Here is a 12,283-nt window from a genome sequence, read left to right on the forward strand (position 1 = left end):
GAGCGTTACGTCACTCGGTCGCCGATCGTTCAGTGGAGGGCGGTCCCGCGACGAAGTCGGCCAGCGACAGTGAGGCTGTTCGGTCGTGTCGGTTGCGAATGAAGATGGTTTGGTCGGTCAGGTTGGTCACGGTGGTGCACAGGGTGGCGAGGGGGTCGTCGCCCGCGGCGGTGCGGTGGACGCCGGTGGGAACGGGGGATCCGGCCAGGACTCGGTCGAACCAGTCGACGCCGGGTTCGAGGGCCGGGGTGATGTTTTCGAGGACCCTGCCCCGAGCAAGACTCTCGTCGCGCTGCCCGAGATTGGCGGTGGCGGCTCCAGCCGGCGCCCGGTCCGGTGGGTCGGGCATGAACCGGATGTGGTTGGTGTGCCATTCGAATGCTCTGTCGGGTGAGAGTTCACGGACGGCGTGACGCCCCGCGGCGGTTTCGACGACTGCGGCGCGACCGGTGTGGGTATCGCCGATCGTGTAGGCGAAGCCGCCGGCGCTGGGGTGGGTGCGCAGAAAGTCGACGGCGTCGGTGAAGGTGGTGCACTGCTGCAGTCGGCGGGCGACGAAATGGCGGCCGGGGGCGGCGATCGGAGTGGTGACCTGGATGTGGTTGATGCCCCACACCAGTCCGGCGGCGTTGGCGGCGAGTGTGTTGGAAGGCAGGAACCCGGGGTACCACTGCACGGTGACCGGTAGGTCACCGTCGATGTGGAGGGTCAGGAGCATGAAGTGTCCGTCGAGGGCGGGGGCGCCGTCCTCGTTGTGCGCGATGAAAGACGATGTGCCGCGCCAGGCGAGGTCCGTGCAGCCGGTGCCGTCGTCGACGCCGAGGTCGCCGCGCAGATTGGCCAGCAGCAAATCCTCGTAGGGCAGCGTGGCGCCGGCCGCGAGCGCACGCAGCTCGGCGGCGAGGTGCGGGTACGCCTGTTCGGTGGCTGCCGCCACATCGGCCAGGATGCGTCGTCCGCGACCACTGCGGGTGAAGACTTGCAGGCCTTCGCGTTCGGGCAACTGTTTCTGCACGGCGGTGATCGAGGCGCGGGCGTACTCACCCAGCAGGGTGAACGCGGCGATGCGTTCACCCGTCACCACCACCCATCGCAGTCCGGCGACCGTGGTCTCGTCGATACGGGCGTTCATCGTCCGCTGAACTGCGGGGCTCGCCGTTCGAGCATGGCCCCGACAGCCTCGTGGTGGTCTTCGGTGTGATGCGCAACAGCCTGCATGGCCGCCGACAGCTCGAGGATGCTCTCGAGGCTCTGGTGCTGCCCTTCGCGCAGCAACCGCTTGGTCATCCGCAGCACGTGCGGCGGGTTCGCCGACACCCGGGACGCGAGTTCGTGGGCGGCGGTAAGAAGGTGCTCGGGCTCGGTGACCGCGGAGATCATGCCCCACTCGAGTGCGGTCTGCGCGTCGATCGCCTCACCCGTGAAGGCCATCTCACTTGCCCGGGCCATGCCGATGGCACGGGGCAGCAGCCAGGCGCCTCCGTCGCCGGGAATGATGCCGACCTTGACGAAGCTTTCGGCGAACTGCGCGGTGGTCGAGGCGATCCGCAGGTCGCACATCATTGCCAGGTCGCAGCCGGCGCCGATGGCTGCCCCGTTCACGGCGGCGATCGTCGGGATCTCACAGTGGTACAGCGCTTTCGGGAGGCGCTGGATGCCGTGCCGGTAGCCCTGCCGCAGTTCTGCGGGGGACCCGCCGAACATGCCTTCCTTGTCGCGCATGTGTTTGACGTTGCCGCCGGAGGAGAACGCGGAGCCGGCGCCGGTGAGGATCGCCACCCGCACGCTGGGGTCGCGGTTGACCGCGGTGACGGCCTCCTCGAGCGCGTCGATGGTGTCGGCCTCGGAGATGGGATTCCGGGCCTCGGGGTTGTTGAGGGTCCAGACGACGGTGTCGCCGGTGCGGTCGGTCAGCAGGGGGTCGCTCATGCGTGTTCTCCAGAAAGTTTGTCGGACAAGACGATACGCACGTCCACGGGGACGATCCCGGTGTTCGAGGCGATGACGGGGTTGAGATCGAGCTCGCCGATCTCGGGGTGTGCTGCAACGATGTCACCGACGTGGACGAGGAACCTGGCCAGCGCAGTCCGGTCGATCACCGGAAGGTGGCGGTAGCCGTCGAGCAGGCGGGAGGCGATGGTCTCGTCGATCATCTCGTGGGCTTCGATCTCGGTGAACGGCGCCGCGCGGAAGGTGACGTCCTCGAGGGCTTCGACCATCACACCACCGCTGCCGAATGCCACCACCGGGCCGAAGATCGGGTCGTGGGTGGCGCCGACGAGGAGTTCGACGCCCTGATCGGCCATAGGGGTGACGACGATGCCGTCGATCACTGCGCCGCGCACGTTCTCGGTGACCGCGTCGATGATCGCCTGTGCATTCTCCGCGGCGGTGGCGCCGACCACGTTCAGTTTCACGCCACCGACGTCGGACTTGTGGATCACTTGCGGCGAGACGATCTTCAGTGCACACGGCCGCCCGTATCCGACGACCGCGGTGACGACCTCGTCGACGGTGCGGGCGAAGGTCCATCCGCCGATGTCGACCCCGGCGTCCTCGACGAAGGCGCGGGCGGTCGGCTCGTCCAGAATTCCCGTTCCCACCGCAGCACGCGGTGCGGGGGCGGGCAAGGTGAGGGGCGAACGTTGCGACGCCGTGGCCAGTCGTCGTCCGCGCCGGTCCAGGGCGGCGACCACCCGGACGGCGTGGTCGATGGAACTGATCACCGGGACCCCACCGGCGCGCAGGCGGTCGTGGTTGGAGACAGTGTCCCCGGCGTAACAACTCTGCACCAGCAGGGGAACCCGGTGGGCGGTGGTCAGCTCGAGGAGCCTGTCGGCGGTGGCGTCCTCGGCGTCTGTCAGGCTGGCGTCGAACCGCAGGTGATAACCGCCGTACAGTCCCACGATCAGCACCAATCCGACCGCCGGATCCCGCATCAGGGCGTCCACCGCGTCGGCGAACACCGTGGGATCGGCGTCGGTGGCCCCGGCCACGTCGACGGGGTTGACCACCGACGCCGGCCCGCCGAGCAGATCACGCAGGACCCGCTGGGTCTGGTCACCGATCTGCGCGAGTTCGATTCCGCGCGCGGTCAGTGCGTCGGCGGCCAGGGTGGCGTGGCCGCCGCCGTCGGACAGGATTGCAACCTTGCGGCCGGACGCGATCGGCGCGGTGGTGGACATTGCTCCTGCCACGACGGCCAGTTCGTCCGAGCGGTCTACCAATTCCGCACCGGCCTGGCGCAGCACCGCGGTGGCGACAGCGTCCGAACCGGCGATCGACCCGGTGTGAGAGAGCGCGGTGCGCTGCCCGACCTCGGAGCGGCCGCCGCGCAGTACCACCACCGGCTTCTCCCGCACCGCGCTCGCCGCGGCGACCAGGAACGCCCGGCCGTCCGCGAAACCCTCCGAGTGGATGGCGACGGCACCGGTGCCGGTGTCGCGGGCGAGTTCGGTGACACATTCGTCGTAGCGGACATCGGCCTGGTTGCCGAGGCCGACGTAGGCGTGGAAGCCGGGACCTTTCAGAGCGCGGTTGTCGTTGACCAGGGACAGCAGCATGTTTCCGCTCTGGGTGACCACGCTGATCGGGCCCATGGGCACGTTCTGCAGGCCCACCAGGTTCGCGCCGGTGGAGACGTTGAGCATCCCGGAGGTATTCGGACCGATCACCCGCACACCGGTCTCGGCGATCGCTCGCGCGAGGTCGGCGTCGAGGTCGGCCCCGGAGTCTCCGGTTTCCTTGAATCCATTGGCCAGCACCACCACTCCGGCGATGCCGACCGCCGCGCACTCGCGCACGGCGTCGGGTACGGCGGCGCCGGGTAGGGCGATGAGGGCGACGTCGACGCCGTAGGGCAGTCCGTCGATCGAGGGGACGACCTCGAGTCCGAGGATCTCGGTTGCATTCGGGTTGACCGGGTACACCGGGTGCTCGTACCCGGCCTGCTGCAGCGCGCGCACGGCCTGGAAGCCGCGCTTGGTCGGGCTGGTCGAGGCGCCGACGATCGCGATGGAGCGAGGATCGAAGAGGCGCTGGAGCGCCGTGCGGGTTCCGGCCCGCGGGGCGGGAGCGACCGCGGCGGGGGAGGGCTGAGCCATCGTTGTCATCGCTACTTTCCCTCGAAGATCGGGGCGCGGCGCTCGGCGAATGCGGCCACACCTTCGGCCCAGTCCTGTGTGCTCATCAGCGCCAGCAACTCCTGCGGCTCGGTCTCGAGGACGATGTCGAGGGGGTCGTTACGCCGCAGCGCTGCCTTCATCCGGGCGAGCGAGAGCGGGGCCTTCCCGGCGAGGGTGTCGGCGAGCGCGTGCGCCGCGTCCAGTAGCTCGTCCGCGATGACGGCCGAGTGCGCCAGTCCCCACTCCAGCGCCTGGGCGCCGGTGAAGCGTTCGCCGAGGATCAGCATGTCAGTGGCCCGCCGCAGTCCGACGAGGCGGGGGAGTCGGTTGGTGACACCCCCGCCGACGAAGGTGCCGATGCCGACCTCGGGAAAGCCCATCTGGGCGTCCTCGGCGACGACGAGGAAGTCGGCGCTGACCGCCATTTCCGCGCCGGCACCGAGTGCGTATCCGTTGACCGCGGCAACGACCGGGGTGTCCATCGTCTGAATCTGCTCGCAGACTCTCTGGCCGAGGTCGAGGTAGTGGGCCTGCTCTTCCCGGCTGCGGGTGCCGGACTTGTGGGCCTTCAAATCGGCGCCGACACAGAACGCGCGGCCTGCGCCGGTGATCACGACCGCGCGCACGTCCGGATCGGAATCCGCCGCGACCAGTTCGTCGATCAGCGTCTGGTACAGCTCCTCGCTCACCGCGTTGAGGCGGTCGGGGCGGTTCAGGGCCAGGGTCGCGGTCGAACCCGAACGGGTTGCCAGGACGGTCGTCATCGTCTCACGTCACTTTCTCGTCGATCTGGTTGTAATGCGTTGTCCCGCTGACGGTGTGGCCGCAGGGGTGCTGCCGGTCGCGGTGCTTCCGGGGAGGGTTCCTGTCATCCATACAACCGCATCGCCGCGGCAGATGCAAGTAAAATTGCACGTTGATGTGAAATTGCAATTCGACAGCATGACAAGCCGGTTGCGATCCCGTCTCCCGTTGTGGCGCCTGGTGATTCGAGTCGTGGCGCGGGCTCTCGCCTTCGCGGCGAACTTCATTTCGAGTGTCATCCGCGACCTGATCTTTCGGCGTTCGGGCTGGTGGGGGCGCATTTCTGCGAACGCGACCTGAAAATTGCATCTAGTAGACAGAGTGCAAATTGACTTGCATAACGTGGCGATGACGTGTTTCATGGCTGACACACAGTTACCTGGGTCACATCCGCGTTACACGGAAGAAGGCATCGTGCCAACCTCGATTTCCAGCTCGGAAACGCTCGAGCACTCCATCAACACTCGTCAGCTGACGATGATCGGCATCGGCGGCGTCATCGGTGCCGGTCTGTTCGTCGGCAGCGGCAAGGCGATCTCCTCCGCAGGCCCGGGCATAGTCCTGGTCTATCTGTTCACCGGGCTCCTCATCATCCTGGTGATGCGGATGCTCGCCGAACTGGCCACCGCGAGTCCCGAGACCGGTTCGTTCTCGACCTACGCCTCCCGCGAACTCGGTTCGTGGGCCGGGCTTTCCGTCGGGTGGCTCTACGCGTATCACTGGTGCGTGACAGTCGCCTTCGAGGCGATCGCCGGCGCCGCGATCGCGAACCAACTGATCCCCGCCGTGCCCACCTGGTTGTACGCACTGATCTTCATGACGGCGCTGACCGGGGTGAATCTGGCGGCGGTCACCTCCTTTGCGCGATTCGAATTCTGGTTCGCGATGATCAAGGTGACGGCGATCGTGCTGTTCATCGGTGTCGGCGTCGCCGCAATCCTCGGCGTCCTGCCGCACTTCGATTCTCCCGGCACCTCGAATCTGCTCGGGCACGGTGGATTGTTCCCGAACGGTCTCACCCCGCTGCTGATCGCCACCCTGACGGTGTTCTTCTCGTACTTCGGCACCGAACTGGTCACCATCGCCGCAGGTGAGGCGAAGGATCCGGTCAGGGCGGTCCGCAAGAGCATGCGCAGCGTCGCCTGGCGAATCCTGATCTTCTACGTCGGCTCCATCCTCGTCGTCGTCACCCTGCTGCCGTGGGACACCGCCGAGGTCACCAAGAGCCCGTACACCGCCGTGCTGAACCTCCTCGGCCTGCCCGGCGCGAACACCATCATGAACCTCGTCGTCCTCACGGCGGTGCTGTCCTGCCTGAACTCGGGCGTCTACTCCTCCTCCCGGATGCTCTTCTCGCTGGCCCGCCGCGGGGAAGGACCCCGAGTGCTCGCCCGGACCGGCAAGTCCGGAGTTCCCGTGAAGGCGGTGCTTGCGGCCTCCAGCGCCGGATTTCTTGCGGTCATCGCGAACTACTTCCTGCCCACCGGCGCCGTGTTCACCTTCCTGCTCAGCTCGTCCGGCGCCGTCGCCGTGGTGGTCTACCTGTGCATCTGCGGCACCCAGATCGTCGGTCGCCGCAAGAAGACGGCGGAGGAGAACGCTGCGCTACCGGTCAAGATGTGGGGCTTCCCGTACCTGTCGTACGTGGTCGGCGTCGTCTTGGTCGCCATCGTCGCCGGTATGGCGTTCACTCCCGCCACTCGAACGCCCTTGGTGCTGACCGCGATCGTCACCGCGCTGGCCGTCGCTGCGGGCCTGATTCATCAGCGACGCACCACCGTTCCCGCCGACAACAGCAACACCACGTTGGCCGAAACCCGCCGGCAGTAGCCCTCGCGCACAAAGAGAGTGGGGTGCACCCGATCGGGTGCACCCCACTCTCCTGTGTGCGGACCGGGCGTGGATCGGCTAGTGGTGCTTGCCTGTCGCGGCATCGGTGACATACACGCTGAAGCTGCTCAAGAGCTTCTCCTCCTCGAGGAGGGTTTCGCGCACCCGGTGTCCGAGAAGCTGTGCGACGCCGCCGGACATGGCCTGCGCCAGGGACGTGAATGCTGTCATCGACCGCAACACCGAGGCGCTCGACGCGTCGATGTAGAAGGTGTCGTGCGCCGACGCGGCAAGCGGAGAGCTGGCATTGTCGGTGAACGCGATGACGTGTGCGCCGCTGTGCCGCGCCCACTCGGCGGCCCGGACGGTGTCGACACTGTAGCGGTGGATGGACATCGCCACGAAGCAGTCGCCCTCGCGGACCCGCCGCAGGTCGTCGGTCAGCGAACCGACGCTGGCGTTGACTGTCTCCACGTCCTCGCGCAGCATGCGCAGCAAGTATCCGAGCAAGTATGCCGGCGCGTGGCACTTGCGCAACCCCATGACGTGCACACGCGGCGCCCGGGCGAGGTGCTCGACCGCTGAATCCCAGGTGGAACCCTCGATCCGGGCGAACGTGCGGGCGATGTTGGCCTGATCGAGGGCGACGGTCTGTTCCAGCAGGCCGGCGCCCTCCGCAGCCATGTGCTCGAGGTTGTCGAAACGACGCAGCAGCTGCGCCTGCTCCTGGAGGCGTTCGCGGCACAGGCGCGTCAGCCCGGGGTATCCCTTGAGTCCCAGCCCCGTCGCGAACCGTACGACGGTGGCCTCGTTGACGCCGACCGCGGCCGCGAGCTCCGAGATGGTCATGAACGCCACCGCCTCGGGGTCGGACATCACCCGTTCGGCGAGCTTCTTGTGCGACGGCGACAACTTGCCCTCGCGCTGACGAATCTCGGTGAGCAATTCCTCGAAGGTCGCAGGACCCGCCGACTTGGACTTCGTGGCCATGCGCGCCCTCTTCTCCTCGAAAATCTGTGGTCGATCACTGACGAGCTAACGCCATCGTAGTAGTTGGGAACTTGCTTCTAGACGTGCTACTGCAATTGCCGTTGCACTCTTCGGGTGTTCGTTTCGAAGCGGCTCGTATGCGTCTGCCGTGATGCCTGCACGACCGCTCACGGGCGATTGAGTGCAGGCGGTCCAGGGTAGTCGCCTCAGTAGGCCGCACGGTCAAGTCCATCCGTGGGAGTCGACGATGATGATCAGAATGCAGGTCGCGATCGCGGTGATCGTGGGATATTGGCTGGGCCGAGCCCGCCACACGAAGCTTGCCGCGGCGGGTGCCGGACGCCTCGCCGGCAGCCCGCAGGAGATGGTCGACCACGCTGCCACGCTGTTGGAGGCATCGCCCGAGTTCGCCGCCCTCGACGAATCGGTGCGTGGTCAACTCCTCGACGCAGTACAGGTGGCGGCCGTGACCGCAGGCACCACCCGGAGCGACGTCGACATCGACCGTTTGCTCCCACACAGCGGTGACGAGATCCTCCGGACCGCCCAAGACCTGGCCGTGGGCGCCGTGGACCAGGTCGACGATCTCCCCGCCGATGACGTGGAGACCGACAGAGACGACGACACCGACGACGAGGAACCGGTCGCCGACGCGTCCGTCGCCGACGCTTCTACCGCAGATGAGGGGAGTGCTGCGGCGCCTTCACCGTCCACTGCCGAGGTTCGAGCCTGGGCCCGCGAACACGGCTTCCCCGTCTCCGACCGCGGACGACTACGCGCCGAAGTCTGGGAGGCCTACACCGACGCGCACCCCGAGCGTTAGGCCCGAGTCTCGGGAGCCAGTACGATGTCGAAATTGGTTCTGGCCCAGCTGCGGTCATTCAGTTCGCGTCCATCCGGGGTGGGTGTGCCGGTGGGTTGCTGCTCGAAGTGGGTGATCAGCGAGTCCTTGACGCCGAAGACGGAGTCTCCGATGTCGATCTGCGGATCGCCGACGACGAAGATGTGGGTGACCAGCGTCCGCTGGTGCGGTGCGGAGACCATGAAGTGCAGGTGCGCTGCCCGCACAGGGGAGCGGCCGGTGGCCTCGAGCATCCGGCCGACCGGACCGTCGTGCGGGATCGGGTACGGGACCGGCGTCAGCCCCCAGAATCGGTACCTTCCGTTGTCGTCGGAATACAGGTGGGCCCGGCGGGCGATCCGGTGATCGTCGTACTGGACGTCGTAGTAGCCGTTCTCGTCGCATTCCCACACCTCGATGCGGGCGTGGGGGACGGGACGGCCGTCGGTGTCCGTGACGGTGCTCTCGATCCAGCACGGTTGTCCGGTCGCACCGCCGGCGATGTCACCACCGCAGGGTATTTCGGGTGCGTCGTCGACGAAGAACGGACCGAACACGGTCGCCTCTCGCGCGATGTCTCGGTCAGCCCCCACACGTTCGTCCTTCCGAGCCGGCGTAGGTGGTCGGGACCGCCACGATCGGCAGCCCCGTGGTCAACGCCACCGCTTTCGCGAGCCCGGTGGCCGACCCGCCACCGACGCAAACCACGACGTCGACGTCGACGTCGACGTCGACGTCGACGTCGACGTCGTGCGTAATGGCCGCTGTCCGGGCCCGCTCGGCCACCCCCACCGGCACGTGCATCACCACCTTGTCGTGGCGATGCACGACCGGCAGGTCGATGCACGACCTGTTCGGCGCGCCCGGCCTCGGCCGCCGAGGCGATCACCATCACCCGGGACGCGTCCAGCCGGGGTACCTCGCCGGCGAGCATCGCCCGCGCCTCACCCGTGGCGAAACAGACACGCTGCGGCAAGGTTTCGTGTTCAAAACGCATGGTGCGTGTTCTCTTCGCTCAGTGAGAGCCGGTCGGCGAACCAGTCGGCGACGACGTCGTTACGTTCGTCGGCGTGGTTGTAGAGGGTGTGTTCACCGTCGTGCCACACCCGCAGGACCACGTCGCCGCCTGTCGCTCCGTCGAGGAACGGTTGCTGGTCCTCCATGGTCACGAGGGGGTCGGCGCCTCCGTGCAGCACCATCAGCGGGCACCGGATCGACTCCTTGTCCGGGTCGAAGCGTAGGCGGGCGAAGTTCGCGGTGATCGCGGCCTCGTCGGCGGTGCCCAACATGGCGGCGGCCTGCTCGGTGAAGGCGCGGAACGGGAGCAACCGGGGCGCGGCGAACGAACCGTTGACACAGCATGCGCGGACGGCGGGATTGCGGGCGGCAGTCAGTGCCGCGAACAGTCCACCGACACTGTTGCCCCACACCCCGACCGGGCCACCGGACTGCTCGGTCGCGTAGCGAACGAAGTGGCCGTACGCGGCGGCCACGTCGACGTCCAGGTAGATTCGGTGCCGCAGCCGCGTCTCGCCCTGCCCGGGGCCCTCGGCCAGTATGGTCGCCACTCCACGTTCGGCGAGCGCGTCGGCATAGCGCAGATACGTCGCACCCCACCCGCTCTGGCCGCCGAACACCACCACTGTGCCCACCGGAGTGCCTGCCGGCTGGACATGCCAGCCGACCAACGAGCCACGTGCGTAGGGCAATTCGACCTTCCGCATCGATGACGGAACCACCGCGGCTGCCGCGGCGACTGCGGCGCCGAATCTGTCGTACAGCTCCCGTTTGCGGTCGGTGTCCGAATTGATCGCCATCTGCGCGAATACGAAGGCGGCGGCCGCGGCCCGGAACTGGCGCCGGGCGGTCACCGCGTGTCCGGACCCCAGCGCGCACTCGGCCAACTCCAACCGGTGCTCACCCAGGCGCTCGGCGGCCACATCCCAGCGGTCACCGGCGACGATCGCCTGCTCGAGAAGGATGACGTCGGCGTGGAGCATGCCGCCGTCGAGCAACCGGGTCGTCGGCATCGCGCGACAGTGCGCCGCATTCTCCGCCGAGAGCGCAGTGTCGACTACGGTGTCGGTCACAGTGCGGCTCCTTCGGGTCGGCGGGTCGGCACTCCTACAGTTCCCAATGCGGCACGCAGGCCATCGACGAGTCCGGGAAGCTCGTGCATCGTTCCGGCTCCGTAGAGATGGAAATCGGGGCGCGCGAGGAACGCCTCGATTCCGTGCGCGGCCAGGTAGTCGGTGTAGGTCCCGTCGACGTCGGTGATCGAATGCGCGCTGCCCGGCTCGGTGGTTGCGAGGACGGCGCCGAGCGAATTCAGGAAGGCCAGGTGGTCGGCATCGAGCACCGCGCGGGGATCGGTTGTCGTGACAACGACGAAGCCCCACCCGAATACATCGTCGAATCGGCCCACTCGGTCTCCGACCGCGATGACGCCTTGCGGTGACAACGTCCCTGCCAACGACTGCGGAGTCTTGTCCTCCCGGGTGGCGATGACCCCGGTCGTGACGATGGGAAACGGTGGCATCGGCGGAATGTCGCCGCGCCGGAACGCGGCATCGCGGGCGGCCGCAGCCTCGGGATCCTTCAGATTCGCGACCCGGCCGAGTTCGACCGCGCACCGCTGGATGACCTCGACGTGGGGACGGCGTTCGGTCTCGTAGGTATCGAGCAGACCGTGGCCCGCACGCCCGGACAAGACCAGATCCAATTTCCATGCCAGCGCGATCCCGTCTCGCATCCCGGAGCACGCGCCCTGGCCCATGTACGGCGGCATCGTGTGCGCGGCATCGCCGGCGAGCAGTACCCGGCCGCTGCGCCACCTGTCGGCGGTGCGGGCAGAGAAGGTGTAGATGATCTGCCGCAAGATCCGGATGTCGTCCGGTCCCAGGCCGTGCCGCTCACGGAACCACGACCACGCGAATTCCGTGGACTCCATCTTCTCGGGATCGTCGCCCGGCAACACCGCGACCTCGAATCGCTGTCGGCTGCGTCCGATCGGCATGAACATGTTCGGGTGCGCCGGATCGCAATACTGCCGAGTGACCTCGAACTCGGGGCCGAGCGGACGGAGACACTCGGTGTCGATGTTCAACCAGCGGTCCTCGACGTGTAAATCCGAGCGTTCGACGCCCAGCGCGTTGCGCACGAAGCTGTTGGCACCGTCCGCGCCCACCACATACCGCGCTGTCACGGTCCGGTCCTCGGATCCGCTGGCCCACTGCTCGTCCCGGTCCCGCTTCCACGGCCGGACCACGAGCGTCACCTGGTCGGGCTCCTGCTCGACGGCGACGACACCGACTCCCTGGTTGACCTCGACATTCGGGTACGACCGGATGCGCTGATCGATCGCCGACTCGATATCCGGCTGGTACATCGAGTAATGGGCCTCGAACCCACTGGACCGCCCGGACCAGTCCACTTCGAGCAACAATTCGCCGTCGCATCCGCGCCATTCGTACACCTGCTTCGGGGACGCATCACGCAGCGCGAACTCGATATCGCCGGCGGCCTGAACGATCCGCGCGGTCTCGCCGTCGATGTGAGTCAGGCGCGGAAGACCGTACAGATCCGGCCACCGCTCGAACACCACCACTCGGTGGCCCGCGCGACCGAGAAGCGACGAGAGCACAAGACCGGTCGGCCCGTATCCGACCACCGCGACATCGAAATCTGCAGACAC

9 protein-coding genes and 2 pseudogenes are annotated in these 12,283 nt (G+C 67.4%); 2 read left to right on the forward strand and 9 right to left on the reverse strand.

From position 1 onward, the window contains the following. Positions 1-10 precede the first annotated feature (10 nt). From CJ179_RS31105 to CJ179_RS31120, 4 genes are read right to left on the reverse strand one after another with little or no spacing between them, the layout of a single operon-like run. On the reverse strand, positions 11-1,132 hold the full coding sequence (locus CJ179_RS31105; RefSeq protein ID WP_095863967.1) for a C45 family peptidase: 1,122 nt from the start codon (positions 1,130-1,132) through the stop codon (positions 11-13). Beyond that, a complete protein-coding gene (locus CJ179_RS31110; protein ID WP_095863968.1) occupies positions 1,129-1,929 on the reverse strand; it encodes a crotonase/enoyl-CoA hydratase family protein in 801 nt (266 codons plus the stop codon). The genes CJ179_RS31105 and CJ179_RS31110 overlap by 4 nt, the downstream gene beginning before the upstream one ends. Continuing rightward, positions 1,926-4,112 carry an acetate--CoA ligase family protein gene (locus CJ179_RS31115; protein ID WP_095863969.1) on the reverse strand — a complete coding sequence of 729 codons (2,187 nt, stop codon included), beginning with the start codon at positions 4,110-4,112 and terminating at the stop codon, positions 1,926-1,928. Before CJ179_RS31115 ends, CJ179_RS31110 begins: the two co-directional genes overlap by 4 nt. Positions 4,113-4,114: 2 nt before the next feature. Then, positions 4,115-4,888, reverse strand: a complete 774-nt coding sequence (locus CJ179_RS31120; protein WP_095863970.1) for an enoyl-CoA hydratase/isomerase family protein — start codon at positions 4,886-4,888, stop codon at positions 4,115-4,117. A 454-nt stretch (positions 4,889-5,342) separates the two neighbouring features. Between CJ179_RS31120 and CJ179_RS31130 the strand changes: the two genes are divergently transcribed. Next, a complete protein-coding gene (locus tag CJ179_RS31130; RefSeq protein WP_257015865.1) occupies positions 5,343-6,758 on the forward strand; it encodes an amino acid permease in 1,416 nt (471 codons plus the stop codon). A gap of 78 nt (positions 6,759-6,836) precedes the next feature. Here the strand turns inward: CJ179_RS31130 and CJ179_RS31135 are convergent, their stop codons facing one another. After that, positions 6,837-7,748, reverse strand: coding sequence for a MurR/RpiR family transcriptional regulator (locus tag CJ179_RS31135; RefSeq protein ID WP_095863972.1), 912 nt, complete (start codon positions 7,746-7,748; stop codon positions 6,837-6,839). Positions 7,749-7,995: 247 nt separating this feature from the next. Here CJ179_RS31135 and CJ179_RS52995 point away from each other — a divergent pair, with 247 nt between their 5' ends. Next, a complete protein-coding gene (locus tag CJ179_RS52995) occupies positions 7,996-8,571 on the forward strand; it encodes a histone-like nucleoid-structuring protein Lsr2 (protein ID WP_143548930.1) in 576 nt (191 codons plus the stop codon). On the opposite strand, the pseudogene CJ179_RS31145 reads toward CJ179_RS52995, so the two are convergent. From CJ179_RS31145 to CJ179_RS31160, 4 genes and pseudogenes are all read right to left on the reverse strand, one after another. Beyond that, positions 8,568-9,161 (reverse strand): annotated as a pseudogene (locus tag CJ179_RS31145) (hydroxyquinol 1,2-dioxygenase); the annotation flags it as partial. The gene CJ179_RS52995 and the pseudogene CJ179_RS31145 overlap by 4 nt on opposite strands. After that, positions 9,155-9,586 (reverse strand): annotated as a pseudogene (locus CJ179_RS31150) (iron-containing alcohol dehydrogenase); the annotation flags it as partial. The pseudogenes CJ179_RS31145 and CJ179_RS31150, both read right to left, overlap by 7 nt. Beyond that, positions 9,576-10,679 (reverse strand): alpha/beta hydrolase, encoded by a 1,104-nt coding sequence (locus CJ179_RS31155; RefSeq protein WP_257015866.1) that lies wholly within the window; start codon positions 10,677-10,679, stop codon positions 9,576-9,578. The pseudogene CJ179_RS31150 and the gene CJ179_RS31155, both read right to left, overlap by 11 nt. Continuing rightward, the gene (locus CJ179_RS31160) at positions 10,676-12,283 is read right to left on the reverse strand and encodes a bifunctional 3-(3-hydroxy-phenyl)propionate/3-hydroxycinnamic acid hydroxylase (protein ID WP_095864047.1); all 1,608 of its coding nucleotides are present in this window, start codon (positions 12,281-12,283) and stop codon (positions 10,676-10,678) included. The genes CJ179_RS31155 and CJ179_RS31160 overlap by 4 nt, the downstream gene beginning before the upstream one ends.

It is taken from the genome of Rhodococcus sp. ACS1 (assembly GCF_002300155.1).
GTDB lineage: Bacteria > Actinomycetota > Actinomycetes > Mycobacteriales > Mycobacteriaceae > Rhodococcus_F > Rhodococcus_F koreensis.